The organism is Acinetobacter sp. S40 (assembly GCF_016624705.1).
Classification (GTDB): Bacteria; Pseudomonadota; Gammaproteobacteria; order Pseudomonadales; family Moraxellaceae; genus Acinetobacter.
This window is the reverse complement of record NZ_JACVTU010000016.1, coordinates 17,379-34,729: the sequence shown is the minus strand read 5'-3', so window position 1 is coordinate 34,729 and position 17,351 is coordinate 17,379. Positions and strand designations below refer to the sequence as shown.

Sequence of the window (17,351 nt, the reverse complement as noted above, 5' to 3'; positions counted from 1 at the left end):
TGACTCCGCCCTGACGAATCAAGGCGGAGTCAATTAAATTATTATGTGATTCAATTTTTTTATTTTTCCATCGTTTTACATAATGAGCAGATTACGCCGTTATGTCGATGTGAATACATAACATCTGGGCGCTCATAATCTTGATCGCAAGAAACGCAGGCATATACCGTAGCAACGGGCGTACCTTCGGCATCAAAGCGTGGTTCACTAATACCATCATCATGTTTTTTAATGTAATACTGACCTTTGGTGATTAGGCCCATAACAGGGGTAAGTACAAAACCCACAATCAACGCAATTAATGGAGAATAAGAAGAGAGGAAATCTCCTAATAGACCAAAAAACGCTGCAATTGACAAGCCAGCAGCAGCGCCAAACGCAACCAAGCCAACAGGATTAAAGTCATACAGCATTTCACGACGGTATTCAGGTTGTTTTGGAGAAAGTTTTAGTAGGTGTTTATTAATGGCGATATCGGTTGCCACCACAACAACCCACGCAATCGCAAAGTTTGAATAAAAGCCAAGAATTTTGCCCAGTACAGCAAACATATTGCCTTCCATAAGTGCAAGGGCAACGGCTAGATTCACTAATACAAATATGATACGTCCCGGATATTTCTTGCTGATACGCGTATAAGCACTGGTCCACGCTAAAGAACCTGAATAAGCATTGGTCACATTAATTTTAATTTGGGAAATTACCACAAGAATCACAGCTAACGCTAAAGCTAACCAACCGGGTAACATGTCATGAAAAGCAGCATTAAATTGTTGTACAGGCTCAGTGGCATTGATACCAGGTAATTTGGTCAATAAATAAAAACCTAAAAAGGCGCCAATAATTTGTTTAATCGCACCAAGAATGACCCAACCTGGGCCAGCAGAAATCACCGCTGCCCACCACGACTTACTATTTTCTTTGGTTTTTGCTGGCATAAAACGCAAGTAATCAATTTGTTCGCCAATTTGCATAATTAAGGATAGACATACGCCCGCGCCCAACATAATCGCGGCCATATCCATGGGCGCATAACCACTATTGCCTGCATAAGTTGCAAAAGAACCCACCAGATTGGGTTCTTTATGAATTAGATAAGCCACAGGCCCAATCATAAGAATAAGCCAGATTGGAGTTGTCCAGACCTGTAGTTTACTTAAAGCTTTCATTCCATAGATGACTAAGGGAATAACCATAATAGTGGATATTAGATAACCTGCCCATAATGGAATGCCCAAGCCTAATAACAGGCCTTGCGCCATAATGGAACCTTCCAGCGCAAAAAAGATAAAAGTAAAGCTTGCAAAAATAATACTGGTAATCACTGAACCAAAATAACCAAAACCTGCACCACGAGTGATCAGGTCGAGGTCAATATTGTAGCGTGCTGCATAGTAAGCAAGGGGAATCCCTGTAATGAAGATAATAATGGCTGCAAAGAGAATAGAATAAATGGCATTGGTTGTACCATAAGTCATGCCAATACTGGCACCAATAGAGAAATCTGCAAGATAGGCAATACCACCAAGCGCTGTAATGGCAACAACTTTTGGACTCCAGCGACGAAAACTATGTGGCGCGTAGCGTAATGTATAATCTTCAAGTGTTTCATTTGCTGCATTATTTGGTTTGGTTGCATCAAAAGAATCCGTTACTGATGTGTCATGCATTCTTTATGACCTTATTTAAGTGGTAATATGGTGCATAAAGCAAGCAATGTGCCAACCTTAATAATAAAAGTGAGGATATTTGCTTAAAGGATAGAAGATGAAGGCATTAAAATTAATCTGATGAATATCTATAATTGAAAAAAGCTGCTCAAATAGACAATTTTTAAAATTATGCTAAGATAACTAAAACGTATTTTTATATGAATACGGGAGATCACGCATGACAGCATTTGTTGCAATGAAAGCCAGTCTAAGAGAGGAAGAAATGATTCCACATCTTGCTGTGGAGGCGTTTCGTCATGCTTTTTTTCACGCGTCACAATCCTCTTCAGTGGTTTATGCTAAAGATCAATATTTGCTTAAGCAATCATCCAATGGTGAAATAGAAGTCTTAAAAAATATTGCATCTTATTATATTGACGTTCCTGTGTCAGAAACGATTTTAAAACGTAAGAAAAAGGTGGCATTTTAATTTTATATGCCACAACCCAGAATAAGAATGTTCGCAGGTCCAAATGGATCTGGTAAAAGCACTATTAAAGATTATTTGCTGCCACGACATATTGGTGCTTATTTAAATGCAGATGAATTAGAAAAGCAGCTATTTCAGTATCAATCTTTTTCTTTGGCTGAATTTCATGAGTCATTGGAAAATCAGCAGCTAATTGAATTTTTAAAAGAAAAAAAACGTACAGTGAATCAGAGAATGATTCCTTTACTTCAGACTGAACCTATTATTTTAGCCAATGGCAATATCGCTTTTGATGCCAAGGAAATTGATTCTTATCTAGCAGCAAGAATCATTGATTTTATTCGCCTTAAATTTCTTGAGTTGAACATTAGCTTTACCTTTGAGACAGTAATGTCACATGTTAGTAAGGTTGAGTTTTTACAACAAGCCAAAGCTCAAGGTTTTCGAACGTATCTGTATTTTGTTTCTACGGTTGATCCTGATATTAATATTAATCGAGTGCAATATCGAGTGAGTCAGGGCGGACATAATGTACCTGAAGATAAAATCAGAACGCGTTATCACAGAAGTATGGATTTACTGTTAGAGGCAATTGATACCTCAGATCGAGCTTACATTTTTGATAATTCTTCAGATGGGACACAAGCATCCTTTTTAGCAGAAATTGAAAAGTCAGAAATTCTTAAGCTTAATAAAAATTTGCAGAAATTTCCTAAATGGTTTGTTGATCGAGTCTTAAATGAGTTTATGTAAACTGTTCATCTATTCTTTAATTGTGAAGATTAATCAAAGTAGTATTGATTAAATTATAAAAATATATATTATTATTTTATATATTGTTTTAAGGCTAAATGATGCACAGTTTTTTGTTGGCTTTTATCGGAGGCTTATTGCTCGGAATAGCTGTGATAGGTTATCTGTATGTAAATGGCCGTATAGCAGGTGTCAGTGGTTTACTCGCACAGGCAATAAATCCTGAAACGCTTACTAAAACACCAGCAATTTGGTTCTTACTGGGTTTATTCATTACGCCGTTTTTTTTCCATTATTTCTATACACCTGAAATTAAAATTAATTCAAACCCCTATGTATTGATACTCGCAGGTCTATTCGTCGGCTTTGGTACACGTATGGGATCGGGTTGCACTAGTGGTCATGGTATTTGTGGTTTGAGTCGTTTATCCAAGCGGTCTTTAATCGCCACAACCATGTTTATGTTGGCAGGATTTATTACAGTTTATGTGATTCGTCATGTATTAGGAGTTAACCAATGAAAAATATATTTGCTTTTCTATTTGGTTCTCTTTTTTCATTAGGTCTAATGATTTCAGGCATGTCTAATCCTGAAAAAGTTCTCTCATTTTTAGATGTATTTGGTACATGGGATGCAAGCTTGGCCTTTGTCATGATAGGAGCAATTTTAGTGGCTTTTATTCCATTTCAAAGAATGAAACGACATCCTATAACTATTTTTAAGGAAAAAGTTGAGCTCCCTCAAAATAATCAGATCGATAAAACCTTGGTTGTAGGGTCATTTATCTTTGGCATTGGGTGGGGGATAGCAGGAATATGTCCTGCACCCGCATTAACCTTGATCGCATTAGGACATTATCAGGCGATATATTTTATTGGAGCGATGTTAGTTGGAATTATTCTTTATCGAAAAATAGTAGGGACATAAGTGATATGAAGACTCAGAAACCACTAGTTAAAAGTTTTTTTGATGAGGCGACTAACACCTTTACTTACGTTGTCACAGATGCTGATACCAAACAGAGTGCGATTATTGATAGTGTGCTGGATTATGATGCAGCTTCAGCGACCACATCCACCATTCAAGCGGATAAAGTCATTCATTATGTCCATGAAAATAGCCTAAGTATAGAATGGATATTAGAAACACATGTACATGCTGACCATTTGACGGCTTCACAATATTTAAAAAAACACTTAAGTGGCAAAATTGCCATGAGTGGGAAAATTTCAATCGTCCAAAAAGCATTTAGTCAAATTTATAATCTTGATCCCCAACATTTTACGCAATACCCAGCCTTTGACTATTTATTTGATGATGATGAGCATTTTAAAATAGGCAATTTAGATGCTTATAATATTCCCACACCCGGACATACACCAGCATGTTTAAGCTATGTCATCGGTGATGCTGTTTTTGTTGGGGATACATTGTTTATGCCAGATTATGGTACAGCACGTTGTGATTTTCCGAATGGAAGTGCAGCTCAACTCTACGATTCAATTCAACGTTTATATGTTTTGCCTGAACATATGCGTATGTTTCTATGTCACGATTATTTGCCTAAAACAAGAGATTATTTCGTAGGTGAAACTGACGTCAAAACACAAAAGCAATCAAATATCCATATTCATTCAGGCACTACGAAACCAAATTTTATTAAAATGCGTGAAGCTAGAGATGTTACACTGACTATGCCAAAGCTGATTTTACCTGCCATTCAGATCAACATGGATGCTGGAAATTTTCCAATGCCTGAATCAAATGGTCAATCTTATTTAAAATTACCGCTAAATTATTTTAAAGTCTGAGTTATGTCAAATTTAGAAGATCCCCGCGTATTACTTGCTCTTGAGCGAACCTTACTTGCATGGAATAGAAGTAGCCTAGCTTTAATTGCTTTTGGATTTTTAATTGAAAAATCGACATTACTTATTCATCTTATAGATCCAGTCCGCTATCACGATAAAATTTTGTTTAATCGTTGGCTAGGCGTACTTGTCATCGTTTTGGGATTAATGATTAGTGTATTATCGGTTATTCAGTATCGAGTTGCGCTTAAGTCACTTACGCCGTTAGAAATGATTGAAGGTTACCGGACCAATTTACCTATTGTATTAAGTTACTTCACTATATTAAGTGCGATTATGCTGATTATTTCTTTTTGGATTTAATTTTTAACCATAGCCCCCTTGGGGACTATGGTTACCTAAAAAATAATATAACGCACTAATATAATTAGTGTTTATATATAAGTTTAAAACAAACTTATATATTTGGTTCGGCCTTTTTTATTAAAAAATAACCATATTCTTAACGTTTACATATTTGGATATGAGGAGCGACTAAAGCTCTGCAAGAACTATCCAAATTACATATTTGGATAATTCGGCCCACCACCGCCTTCTGGCGCTACCCATGTGATGTTCTGAGATGGGTCTTTAATATCGCAGGTCTTACAATGCACACAGTTCGCTGCATTGATCTGAAAGCGTTTAGAACCATCATCGTTTTCCATAATTTCATAGACACCAGCAGGGCAATAGCGCTGCGCGGGTTCATCCCATTTCGGTAAGTTGATGTCCACTGGAATAGATGGTTCGGTCAGTTTCAAATGCACTGGCTGATTTTCTTCATGCACAGTATTAGATACGAATACCGAAGACAAACGATCAAAAGTCAATTTACCATCTGGTTTTGGATAGTTTGGCTTAAAGGTTGAAGTATCCACTGTTTTCAGTACAGCGAAGTCTCGTTTAAGATCATGCAAAGTGAATGGCACTTTTAAAACATTTTGATCAATAAAGTTAAATGCACCCCCCATCCACTGACCAAATTTGTGCATTGCGGGGCCAAAGTTGCGTGAGTGATATAACTCTTCTTTCAACCAGCTATTATCAAACTTTTGTGTATAAGCATTCAGTTCTTTATCAAAAAAGTCTTCACCATCAACCACACGAGCAATGGCTAAATCGCCCCCTTTTTCTACTCCACGCGCAATCGCTTCAAATACTGCTTCACCACACAGCATGCCTGATTTCATTGCGGTGTGAGATCCCTTGATTTTGGCAAAGTTTAGGAAACCTGCATCGTCACCAATTAAGCAACCACCCGGAAATGTCAGTTTGGGTAAAGAATTAAGACCCCCTTTGACCACGGCGCGCGCGCCATAAGAAATACGTTTACCACCTTCCAAATATTGTCTGATAAGTGGATGAGTTTTCCAGCGCTGCATTTCCATAAATGGATACATGTGCGGATTTTCATAAGATAGATCCACGATCATGCCTAAAGTCACCTGATTGTTTTCAGCGTGATATAACCACCATCCACCAGAAGAACCAGTTTCAGATAAGGGCCAGCCAGCACCATGCATCACTAAACCTGGTTTGTGTTTAGCTGGGTCAATTTCCCAAAGTTCTTTAATGCCGATCCCGTAATGCTGAGGATCGGTGTCTTTATCCAAGTCATATTTGGCAATTAAACGTTTGCCTAAATGACCTCGACATCCTTCAGCAAAGAGCGTGTATTTAGCGTGAAGTTCGTAACCTGGTGTGAAGTTAGCGGTTGGCTGTCCATCTTTAGCAATACCCATATCACCAGTTTGAATACCTTTTACCGTACCATCTTCATGGTAAAGCACTTCAGATGCAGCAAAGCCAGGGAAGATAGAAACTTCAAGTTCTTCGGCCTTTTGACCTAACCAACGCACCACATTGCCCAGCGAGATGACATAATTGCCATCGTTATGCATGGTTTTAGGCACCATCCAATACGGCATTTTTTGTGATTTGGTATCGGACAACAAGAAATAAGTTTCATCATCTGTGACAGGAACGTTTAATGGGGCGCCTTGTTCTTTCCAGTTCGGAAATAGTTCATTAATGGCACGTGGTTCAAGCACTGCACCAGAGAGGATATGTGCACCAACTTCAGAGCCTTTTTCCACGACACAAACAGAAAGATCGGGTAAGTTTTTTTCAATCGCTAATTGACGAATTTTAATCGCAGCTGATAGACCCGCAGGTCCTGCACCAACGATGACAACATCAAATTCCATTGATTCTCGTTCAAAATTATCCATAATAAAAAAGAAATTTAGTTTCGCTTGTCGATATTTTAATTTGTTATTTTTAATAAAACAAGATTTATTTATAGATAAAAAAAGCCAGTAGGGCTAATACTGGCTATTAACTGGAAAGAAGTTAAATAATGGTATGATTATGATTTTTGTGGATCATACTGTTTTTCTTTAATGAAAAGCGCAGGAATTACGCCACAAATAAAGTATGCTGCGCCCATAACTACAAAGCCTAATCCGATAGAACCACCAGAGGCTAAATAACCTATGGTTGCAGGAGCAATGGCGGCACCTAATCGACCAACATTATAAGCACCACCAATGGCTGTACCACGAATCGCAGTTGGAAAGCTTTCCGTCATATACGTTGCATTTACACCATATGGAATGCCATATAGGAAACCAAAGATCACTAATAAATACAGAATATTGGCAGGGGAATTATAGAACACAATAAGTGGAAGGAAGATCGCAGTTCCTATGGCTCCAAAAGCGTAAGTAAAACGACGTCCAAGTTTATCGGCCATGTAACCAGCCAATATTTTACCTAAAATCATGGCGGTATAAGTACCAACCATGTAGGCGGTCATTTCCTTAAACTTCATGCCAAGTTCACTCTCAAGATAAGATGGCATCCAGTTATTTACACCATAGTAACCAAACTGCAAGAAACCAGCGGTCAATGCCCAGAGAATGAACATATTACGATTGCGTTTATCTTGAAAAATGAGTTTGAATGCAGATTCTTTTGGTTGTTCAGTACGTTGGATAGGCTGTAAGCGTGATTGTTGCCATGCAGTTGGTTCTGGTACAAGAACATGCATCAGCACGGCCATAATTACAGGAATAATGGCAATAAAAAACAGCATACGCCAGCCATGATCGGGAATAATCCAGCCAGCCAGTAGAGTTGCAACAATATAACCTACTGTCCAGCCTGCCTGCAAAGTGCCTAAAACCGTTGTGCGATAGCGTGTAGGCACATATTCTGCCATGAGAGTATTACAGGCAATATATAACGAACCCAATCCAAGAGAAGCAAAGAAACGTAAAATACCAAATTGTAAAAAGCTTTGAGTTAGTCCAAGTCCACAGGTTAATAATGAAAAAACCAGAATAGAAACAACGACAATGCGGACTCGCCCAAAACGGTCAGAAGCCCAGCCCCCAAAAATTCCGCCAATTGCCATACCAGCTAGGGTAAAACTACCTAACATTCCAGCTTCGACTGAGGTCAAGCCAAAATCTGCTTTAATACTGTTTAGACTATAAGAAAGCAACATTAGATCAGCGCCATCAACCAATAGCGCCAAAAATGCAAATAGAAATGCAATTTTCCATGTATTTGGCCCAACTCTGGACATCAATTCATTTGTATTCACAGCTATATTCCTTTACCACAGATAAAATATCCATACGATTAAACTGACGTTTTAGTCTTTAAAAGTCAGTAAATAGTATTGAGAGATTTTTAAAAATTTTTCGGATAGTAAAACAAAGAATCAAATAAAACAATAATTATAAAAATAAATATCGCTATGCGATATTTTGTTATTCTCATTAAATTTATGTTTTTTAATAAGAAATTTTATTAAAATAGAAAAGTACAACTTTAGTCTGTCCTTTATCAATATTTGCTATTGAGCTGAAACGGTGTATATTAGTCTTTTAATATCGCTATGCGAAACTTAATATTAATTTAGATATTAAATATTTCGTCGATTTTGGTTGTTATAGGAAGAAGTATGGGTGCTCTAGAAGGATTTCGTGTTCTAGATTTAAGTCGGGTTCTGGCAGGTCCGTGGTGTGGGCAAATTCTCGCTGATTTAGGTGCAGAGGTCATTAAGGTCGAACGTCCTAAACGTGGAGATGATACGCGTTCTTGGGGGCCACCTTGGATGAAAGATGACGAAGGACGCGACACACATGAAGCTGCTTATTATCAGTCGACCAATCGTAATAAACTTTCTGTTGCTATTGATATTGCAACCCCAGAAGGTCAAGAAGTAGTGCGAGCTTTGGCACTTGAATCAGATGTCGTTATTGAAAACTACAAGACAGGTTCATTAAAAAAATATGGGCTGGATTATGAAACATTATCCAAGTTAAACCCTAAATTAATCTATTGTTCGATTACAGGTTTTGGTCAAACAGGGCCTCGTGCCGAAGAACCTGGTTATGATTTCATTATTCAGGGTATGGGCGGACTTATGTCTGTGACCGGTGAAAAAGATGACTTACCAGGCGGTGGACCGCAAAAATTAGGTATCGCATTTTCTGATATTACCACTGGCTTATATTCAACAATTGCGATTCAGGCGGCATTATTGAATCGAAATATTACGGGCTTGGGTCAGTATATCGATATGGCGTTACTCGATGTGCAAATTGCGACGTTGGCAAATCAAGGGATGAACTATCTGGCATCAGGTAAAGTACCAGGCCGTTATGGCAATGCTCATGCCAATATTGTGCCTTACCAAGTGTTTAAAGCATGCGATCGTGATTTTATTATTGCCTGCGGCAATGACACGCAATTTATTCAGTTATGCCAAGCAATTGGTTTACCTGAACTACCGATTAATCCCAAATTTACCCGAAATGCAGACCGTATCAAGCATCGCGAAGAAATCACTCAATTATTATCCGCACATTTTGCGCATAAAACTGCTGATGAATGGGTTGCAATGATTCATGCTGCAAAAGTTCCTGTTGGTGTGATTAATAATCTAGAACAAGCATTTGAAGAGCCTCAAGTCGTTGAACGAAAAATGTTGGTCGATATGCCACATCCGCAACGTAAAGATCTGAAAGTGATTGGGTCTCCCATTAAGATGTCTCGAACACCTATTGAATATAAACATGCACCTCCGATGTTGGGACAGCATACAGATGAAATACTTTCCAGAATATTGACCAAACAAACGCTGGATGAGCTAAAATCGAAAGGAATTGTAGAATAAGGCTACAAAAAGGTGGAAATAGCAAAAGAAGTAAACGTTTTTCTACATGCTTCTTTTGCTATTAATAGAATAAATAGATTATAATTTTCGCAATGCGAAACATTAATTAATTGAGTTGAGTACGCTCTAATACCATGACTGATTTAAACGAAACCGAACAAACTGAAAAACTACTGGTTCCGCTGCGCCATGAATTACTTCATCCCATTGAAGATATGCAGGAAGAAGATGATCGTCAGTTTATTACTGCGCTTGCGCGTGGTTTAGAGCTTTTACGCTGTTTTTCAGCCAAACAACCGCATCTGGGCAATCAGGAATTGTCTCAAATGACAGGTTTGCCTAAACCGACTATTACGCGTTTAACCCATACGTTGTCACGTCTTGGTTATATTCGTCAGGTGCCTAATTCAACTAAATTTCAGTTGTCCGTTGGTGTTCTTGCATTTGGTTATTCCATGCTTGCAAATGTATCTGTACGCTCAATTGCCCAACCTTATATGAAAGAACTTGCCGATTATGCAGGTGCTGCGGTTGCCATGTCGACACGTGATCGTTTAAACATGATCTATTTAGACGTAGTACAGGGTAAAGGGAATGTAACCATGCGTCGTCAGGTGGGAACCTATTTGCCGATTCATCTAAGTTCAATGGGCCGCGCGTGTCTGGCTGCTATGCCTGAAGATGAACGTGACTTTCTGTTGAATGCTATCCGCAATAAACACAAGGAAGACTGGATTAAGATTAATCGTGATCTAGATAAAGCCTTCAAAGATTATCAGGACTTTGGTTACTGCTTCTCGATTGGAGATTGGCATAAAGATGTAAATTCTGTGGCTGTGCCTTTGTTGCATGAGCAGCATGGCTTATTGGTGTTTAATTGTGGCGGGCCAAGCTTCATTATGAAACGTGAGAAATTGGAAGAAGATATCGCACCGCGTTTATTGCATATGGTCAATAATATCAAAACTGAAATTGGTTAATCTCTATTTCATATATCACCGCCAGTAACGATAGAATTACTGGCTTTTTTATTGCGTTAAAATCGGCGATGATTTTGCATCACGAAGACAACCGTAAAGTGTCAAAATTGCAAAAAATATTCCTAAAACACAAACACCCTGCCAGCCATAATGTCGCCATGCATAACTACCCGCAGTTGTTCCAACTGCACCTCCAGTAAAATAACTGGTCATATAAATAGCATTAAATCTTGATCTCAGTTGTTCATTTAGTTTAAAGACAATGCTTTGATTAGTGACATGAACAGCGGAAAGACAAGAATAGATCAAGACTGTTGCAAGCACATAAAATACAAATGATACAGGCAATAAACTAAAGAAAATCCAGCTCAGAATCAGCCCAAAACCACAGCAGATCGAAATTTTATGAATATAGCCTTGATCAATATATTTTCCTGAAAAATTGGCAATAAACGTCCCAATAATTCCGACAAAGCCAAACAACCCAATAGTAAAGTCGCTAAAATAATAGGGTGCAGGTGCGAGCAAAAGTGACATAGTCGTGAAGGTCATGCTAATGCCAGCAAAGGTGAGAAAACCAATATAGCTTCGACGGCGTAATCTTTGATTTTCCTTAAAAATAACGGGAATGGATCGAATTGTTTTAAAATAACTTTCAGACTTTGTGGCGGGAAAAGAACCGATTTTGTGATATAAAATTATGGCAATTGCCAATAATAAGAAGCCACTAATTAGATAAATAATATTCCATGCAAATAATGTCGACATTAGTCCTGATAATGAACGCGCCAACAAAATACCAATCATTAAACCACTGATGAGAAAACCAACAACACGGCCACTATGCTGAATGGGAACCAAACTAGCAGCTAGAGGCAGTAATAGCTGTGCTGAAACGGAAAATAATCCGGTGATCAATGTTCCTAGCATGATCAATCCGATATGATTGGAAAATCCACTAATCAGTAAACCCACAGATGCCAACAACATTAGAATAAATAATAGCCGTCTTTTTTCTAAAATATCCCCCAAAGGCATGAGAAAAAGTAACCCACTGGCATAGGCAATTTGAGCCAGTGTGGGAACCCAAGCAATCGTGGTTTCTGAAAGATGAAGTGACAAAGCCATCGAATGAACTAAGGGCTGGCTAAAATAATTACTTCCTGAGCAAATACCAGCAGCAACTGCCATCAAAATAACGGTTGGTGTATAGATACTCGAAGATTTCATGTACATTCACTTGAGTTTTGCAATGCAATGGTATTGCACAGAAGAGGGAAAACTAAGCTTAATCAAAAATAAATATTTTTACAATAATAATAGAATTTTATTTTGCAATGCGATATTTTGATTTATTATTTAAGCATCGAATGTAACTTCGATTTTAAGGAATAACTAAATTTTATCAACAATAATGAGGAATGATATGGGTGCCTTAACAGGATTTAGGGTTCTGGATTTAAGTCGTATTCTGGCTGGCCCGTGGTGCAGTCAAATTTTAGCGGACTTGGGTGCAGAGGTCATCAAGATTGAAAAGCCATTTCATGGCGATGACACAAGGATCTGGGGGCCTCCATTTCTCAAAAATAATGAAGGTGATGACACAGGCGAGTCGGCTTATTATTTATCAGCAAATCGTGGTAAACATTCGGTTGCGATTGATTTAGCCAGTACTGAAGGTCAAGCATTAATTAAAAAAATGGTGCTAGAAAGTGATGTTCTTATTGAAAACTATAAAGCGGGCTCTCTTAAAAAATATGGGCTGGATTATGAAAGCTTAAGTCAGATCAATCCAAAACTAGTGTATTGCTCAATCACAGGTTTTGGACAAAAAGGGCCGCGTGCTGCTGAACCGGGCTATGATTTTATTATTCAAGGCATGGGCGGCATGATGAGTGTCACTGGTGAACGGGATGATTTACCTGGTGGCGGTCCACAGAAAGCAGGTTTGGCATTTGCAGATCTGACTACAGGTCTGTATGCCGCAATTGCGATTCAGGCAGCTTTATTGTCTCGTGTCACCACAGGCGAAGGTCAACATGTTGATATGGCATTACTTGATACTCAAGTGGCTTCGCTTTCGGTATTGGCCATGAATTATTTAACTTCATCGAAAATACCAGGACGCTTTGGTAATGCTCATGCCAATATTGTGCCTTATCAAGTGTTTAAAGCCCAAGAAGGTGAATTCATTATTGCCTGTGGTAATGATCAACAATTTAAAGCACTATGTCAAAGTATCGGTTTACCTGAACTTTGTGAAGACCCTAAATTTGCAAAAAATAAGGGCCGAGTCATGCATCGCGAAGAAATCAGTGCGATTCTACAACAGCATTTTATGACTCAACCCGCTCAGACTTGGGTCGATCGTATTCATGCAGTTCAAGTCCCTGTAGGCATGATTAATAACTTACAACAGACCCTAGAAGAAGAGCAGGTGGTTTATCGGGAAATGGTGGTGAATATGCAGCATCCTCTCCGGTCAGATTATGTTTCAATTGGTTCACCCATCAAATTATCCAAAACACCTGTGCAATATGTCAAAAGCCCGCCATATTTAGGTGAAGATACTGATCAAATTTTAAATCGTTTTTTATCAGCAAGTGAGTTGCAAGAGTTAAAAGACAAAAAAGTTGTTCAACAAGGCTAAAATGAAAGGAGCAGTTAATTAAGCTGCTCCTTTGTTATATTTATAGGCTTTCTGTTAGTGCATCTTGAATGCTATTTACCATATATCTCAAGCGAGGACCGATCTCTTCAATTAATTTTTCTGAACTTAATAAATAAGCAGGGGAACCGCAGTTAAACACATATAGTCCATGTTTAGAGCTTACCAAGGGGACAGCAACGGAGTTAATCCCTTGTTGCCATTCACCTAAAGATAAACAATATCCATATTGGTTATACTGTTCAAAAGCTCGTTCCAATTTTTCTTTAATATCTGGCCATTGTTCGGGTTCACGTTTTTTAATGGCATCTAAAAGTAAATTTCTTTCATATTCTGGTGTTGCGACTAAACAGGCGCGACCCATCGAGCTGTTATGTAAGGGCAAAGTTGAGCCAATTGGACGGCGTAGTGTGCTATTGGTTTGCACTACATCCAAATACAGCATGTTTAGACGATCGCGTGCTGCCAGTGCCACAGGAGCATGCGCATAGAGACTCATTTCTTCCATAAAAGGATGAGCTGTAGTACGAATAGTAAGGTTTGATAATGCTGCATAACCTAAAGAAAGTACGCCGATATCTAGCATGTATTTAGGTGAATCTGGCATTTGTTTCAAATAGCCTAAGCTAACTAAAGTATTTGTAATTCTGGCAATGGTTGGCTTTGGTAAACCTGTCATTTTTGCAAGTTCCAAATTCCCTAAAACTTGGTGTTGTAAAGAGAAACAACGAAGTAATTCCAATCCACGTGCCAATGAAGCAATAAACTGAGGATTATTTTCACGATGAATATGAGAGATAGGATCTAAACGAATTTCATCAAAATGAAGAGTTTTATCATTCTTTTTAGTTTCAGCGCTTTGGGCCATTGAGTTCTCAAATTAAAGACTATATCAGGATAATAGAGCATTTTATTTTGCATTGTAAAATGAATCCATTCATCACTGCGCTGGTGTGATGAATGGATATTTGAAATGAAAAAGATTATGAAACGTTTTCAATTACCATTGCCAAGCCTTGACCTACACCAATACAAAGGCTGACCACTGCATATTTTTTATTACGACGTTGTAATTCACGTGCTACAGTCAGAGCCAAGCGCGCGCCCGATGCGCCCAATGGATGACCGATCGCGATTGCACCACCATTTGGATTGACACGAGGATCATTAAAATCAACGTCTAAACCTTTTAGGCAAGATAAGACTTGTGAAGCAAAAGCCTCATTGATTTCAATGATATCCATATCATCTAAGGTTAAACCTGCACGAGAAACTGCTTTTTTGATAGCTTCGATAGGACCAGCCCCCATAATACGGGGTTCAACACCAGCCGCCGCAGCGGATAAAATTTTTGCCATTGGTTTCAGGCCATATTTTTGACCTGCTGCTTCAGAACCGACCAGAACAGCTGCTGCACCATCATTAATACCCGATGCATTACCCGCAGTGACGACACCACCTTCAAATAAAGATTTTAATTTGGTTAAAGCTTCAACAGTTGAACTCGGACGCGGATGTTCATCTTCAATCACTTGTTTTGGTGGTAATTTTTTGCCTTGAGAAACTTCAACAGCGGTAATTTCACCTGCAAAGAAACCATCTTCTTTAGCTTTTTGATATTTTGCTTGAGATTGAGCAGCAAATAAATCGGCTTGTTCACGGGTAATACCATATTCAACTGCAACATTATCACCCGTTTCTGGCATTGAGTGGCCGCCATATTGCGCAACAATTTTTTTATTTGGAAAACGTGAACCAATTGTAGTATCAAAGATTTTAGCTTCACGGCTGTAAGCACTTTCGGCTTTACCCATAACAAAAGGAGCGCGTGACATACTTTCTACACCACCCGCAACATATAAATCGCCTTCACCACAGGTAATGGCGCGTGCAGAGTCAATAATTGCACCTAAACCGCTTGCACATAAACGGTTGACTGTTTGACCCGGTACAGTTACGGGCAAACCTGCCAATAATGCTGCATGACGTGCAACGTTGCGACTGTCTTCGCCAGCCTGATTGGTATCACCTAAAATAACATCTTCAATATCTGCACCAGATACACCTGTTTTTTCAATCAAACGTTGAATGACCAAACCCGCGAGGTCATCGGGACGTATTGATGCAAGCTCACCAGCATGGCGACCAAATGGAGTACGTAAACCGTCATAAATATAAGCGTTTAACATGGAAATTCCCTTTTTAGATTAAGCAATAAATGTAAGTGGAAGATGAAGTGCGACACGGCGTTGTAACCACGGGCTAGGGCGGTAACGTGGGTCGTAAGTCAATTCAGAAATGCGGTTTAAAATCAATAAAATCTTGTCTGCACCGAGTACATCGCCCCATTCAATCGGGCCATATGGATAACCCAGACCTAGACGCACAGCAGCATTAATGTCATCCACCGTTGCAATATTTTGTTGAGCAATGTCACAACCTAAATTAATCACCATTGCCAATACACGTTGTGCAACAAAACCAGTACTTTCGTTAATACAACTTACGATCGCACCATCAAGATTAAATAAGGAATGAGCAGCTTGAACATAACTGGTTTCAGTGGCAAGTGATGGCATTAAGGTACGATGCTTTTCGATACCATAGAGCATATCAATAGCAACACTGTGTGCTGGATTCACTTGTAGGCGCTGCGCTGCATGAGTAGTATCTTCGCCATAACATGCCAAGAGACATAAGCTTTCTGCTTGCGGTGTTATTCCTGTATCGAGTTGAACATTCTGCGCTGTTAAATAGGCCTCAAGCACTTTTTTATCATCTGCAAAATCAGCCGCAATCCAGACAGCAGGATAACGATCTAAACGCTCAACCATTTTGACAGGTGTGTCACCCGTTTTGCTTCCAGTGCGGTAGTCATAAAACCCTTGACCTACTTTACGGCCCAACTGTTTTGCTTCCAGCATTTGTTTGGTTAATGAGTTCGGACGATAGCGAGCTTCTTCATAATATTGATGATAGATCGATTCCATCACAGGATGAGAAACATCCAAACCTGTTAAATCCATTAACTCAAATGGCCCCATTCTAAAACCAACGCCATCCCGGAGAATGCGGTCAATTTCGCTAATATCTGCGACATTTTCATTCAGAATTTTAAGTGCTTCGGTGCCATACGCACGACCCGCATGGTTAATGATAAATCCTGGGGTGTCTTTTGCGACAACTGGACGATGACCAAAAACACGGGATAGTTGATTTAGCGTGTCAACATGCTTAGGATCTGTTTTTAGACCTTGAATGACTTCCACCACTTTCATGAGTGGTACAGGATTAAAAAAATGGTAACCAATTACGCGTTCAGGATGTTTACAATTTGCCGCGATCGCTGTAATTGAAAGTGATGATGTATTAGATGCCAAAATAGTGGTTTCTGGAACAATTGCTTCAAGTTGATCCATGAGCGATTGTTTGATATCCAGACGTTCAATAATGGCTTCAACGATGAGATCACAGTCTTTTAAATCGGTAAGTTCATTGGCAATTAAAAGATTAGCATTGGCTGAATCGGCTTGTTCAGTCGTAATCTTATTTTTATCAAGTAACTTTTGAAATGTCGCTGCTAATTTTTCCTTTGCCTGTTGTGCTGCGCCTGTTTTGGCGTCATACAAATAAGTAGTATGGCCTGACTGAGCTGCAATCTGAGCAATACCGCTACCCATTACACCTACGCCGATAATGGCAATTTTATTAATCTGTTGTGTCATGATGACTGTCCCAAGATGCTGTAATCATTTGAAAAATA

At 38.9% G+C, this 17,351-nt stretch carries 16 protein-coding genes; 9 read left to right on the top strand and 7 right to left on the bottom strand.

Annotated features, from left to right (window positions below; translation table 11 throughout):
- Window positions 1-59 precede the first annotated feature (59 nt).
- Window positions 60-1,670, bottom strand: coding sequence for a purine-cytosine permease family protein (locus IAE19_RS14630; protein WP_200461647.1), 1,611 nt, complete (start codon window positions 1,668-1,670; stop codon window positions 60-62).
- A gap of 220 nt (window positions 1,671-1,890) precedes the next feature.
- On the opposite strand from IAE19_RS14630, the gene IAE19_RS14625 reads away from it, so the two are divergent.
- From IAE19_RS14625 to IAE19_RS14600, 6 genes are all read left to right on the top strand, one after another.
- Window positions 1,891-2,142 (top strand): hypothetical protein, encoded by a 252-nt coding sequence (locus tag IAE19_RS14625; RefSeq protein ID WP_200461646.1) that lies wholly within the window; start codon window positions 1,891-1,893, stop codon window positions 2,140-2,142.
- Between the two features lie 6 nt (window positions 2,143-2,148).
- Window positions 2,149-2,895, top strand: a complete 747-nt coding sequence (locus IAE19_RS14620) for a zeta toxin (RefSeq protein ID WP_200461645.1) — start codon at window positions 2,149-2,151, stop codon at window positions 2,893-2,895.
- 101 nt (window positions 2,896-2,996) lie between these two features.
- Complete coding sequence (locus tag IAE19_RS14615; RefSeq protein WP_200461644.1) at window positions 2,997-3,416, top strand: YeeE/YedE family protein; 420 nt, start codon at window positions 2,997-2,999, stop codon at window positions 3,414-3,416.
- The gene (locus IAE19_RS14610) at window positions 3,413-3,823 is read left to right on the top strand and encodes a DUF6691 family protein (RefSeq protein ID WP_200461643.1); all 411 of its coding nucleotides are present in this window, start codon (window positions 3,413-3,415) and stop codon (window positions 3,821-3,823) included. Before IAE19_RS14615 ends, IAE19_RS14610 begins: the two co-directional genes overlap by 4 nt.
- 5 nt (window positions 3,824-3,828) lie before the next feature.
- Window positions 3,829-4,707 carry an MBL fold metallo-hydrolase gene (locus IAE19_RS14605; protein WP_200461642.1) on the top strand — a complete coding sequence of 293 codons (879 nt, stop codon included), beginning with the start codon at window positions 3,829-3,831 and terminating at the stop codon, window positions 4,705-4,707.
- Between the two features lie 3 nt (window positions 4,708-4,710).
- Window positions 4,711-5,070 (top strand): YidH family protein, encoded by a 360-nt coding sequence (locus IAE19_RS14600; RefSeq protein WP_200461641.1) that lies wholly within the window; start codon window positions 4,711-4,713, stop codon window positions 5,068-5,070.
- Between the two features lie 197 nt (window positions 5,071-5,267).
- Here IAE19_RS14600 and IAE19_RS14595 read toward each other — a convergent pair whose 3' ends face one another.
- Together IAE19_RS14595 and IAE19_RS14590 are read right to left on the bottom strand one after the other, a co-directional pair.
- On the bottom strand, window positions 5,268-6,980 hold the full coding sequence (locus IAE19_RS14595) for an electron transfer flavoprotein-ubiquinone oxidoreductase (RefSeq protein ID WP_200461640.1): 1,713 nt from the start codon (window positions 6,978-6,980) through the stop codon (window positions 5,268-5,270).
- A 137-nt stretch (window positions 6,981-7,117) separates the two neighbouring features.
- Window positions 7,118-8,341: an MFS transporter gene (locus IAE19_RS14590; protein WP_227610909.1), complete on the bottom strand. Its 1,224-nt coding sequence runs from the start codon at window positions 8,339-8,341 to the stop codon at window positions 7,118-7,120.
- 381 nt (window positions 8,342-8,722) lie between these two features.
- Between IAE19_RS14590 and IAE19_RS14585 the strand changes: the two genes are divergently transcribed.
- Window positions 8,723-9,940 carry a CaiB/BaiF CoA transferase family protein gene (locus IAE19_RS14585; protein WP_200461639.1) on the top strand — a complete coding sequence of 406 codons (1,218 nt, stop codon included), beginning with the start codon at window positions 8,723-8,725 and terminating at the stop codon, window positions 9,938-9,940.
- A gap of 134 nt (window positions 9,941-10,074) precedes the next feature.
- Window positions 10,075-10,920, top strand: a complete 846-nt coding sequence (locus IAE19_RS14580; RefSeq protein WP_200461638.1) for an IclR family transcriptional regulator — start codon at window positions 10,075-10,077, stop codon at window positions 10,918-10,920.
- A gap of 48 nt (window positions 10,921-10,968) precedes the next feature.
- Here IAE19_RS14580 and IAE19_RS14575 read toward each other — a convergent pair whose 3' ends face one another.
- Entirely contained in the window at window positions 10,969-12,150 is a 1,182-nt protein-coding gene (locus IAE19_RS14575) for an MFS transporter (protein WP_200461637.1), read from the bottom strand.
- A 196-nt stretch (window positions 12,151-12,346) separates the two neighbouring features.
- Between IAE19_RS14575 and IAE19_RS14570 the strand changes: the two genes are divergently transcribed.
- Window positions 12,347-13,570 (top strand): CaiB/BaiF CoA transferase family protein, encoded by a 1,224-nt coding sequence (locus IAE19_RS14570; protein WP_200461636.1) that lies wholly within the window; start codon window positions 12,347-12,349, stop codon window positions 13,568-13,570.
- Between the two features lie 40 nt (window positions 13,571-13,610).
- On the opposite strand, the gene IAE19_RS14565 is transcribed toward IAE19_RS14570, so the two are convergent.
- The 3 genes from IAE19_RS14565 to IAE19_RS14555 form a co-directional block, all read right to left on the bottom strand.
- The gene (locus IAE19_RS14565) at window positions 13,611-14,456 is read right to left on the bottom strand and encodes an IclR family transcriptional regulator (RefSeq protein WP_200461635.1); all 846 of its coding nucleotides are present in this window, start codon (window positions 14,454-14,456) and stop codon (window positions 13,611-13,613) included.
- A 115-nt stretch (window positions 14,457-14,571) separates the two neighbouring features.
- Window positions 14,572-15,777, bottom strand: a complete 1,206-nt coding sequence (locus tag IAE19_RS14560; RefSeq protein WP_200461634.1) for a 3-oxoadipyl-CoA thiolase — start codon at window positions 15,775-15,777, stop codon at window positions 14,572-14,574.
- Window positions 15,778-15,795: 18 nt separating this feature from the next.
- Window positions 15,796-17,313, bottom strand: a complete 1,518-nt coding sequence (locus IAE19_RS14555; protein WP_200461633.1) for a 3-hydroxyacyl-CoA dehydrogenase — start codon at window positions 17,311-17,313, stop codon at window positions 15,796-15,798.
- Between the last annotated feature and the right edge of the window lie 38 nt (window positions 17,314-17,351).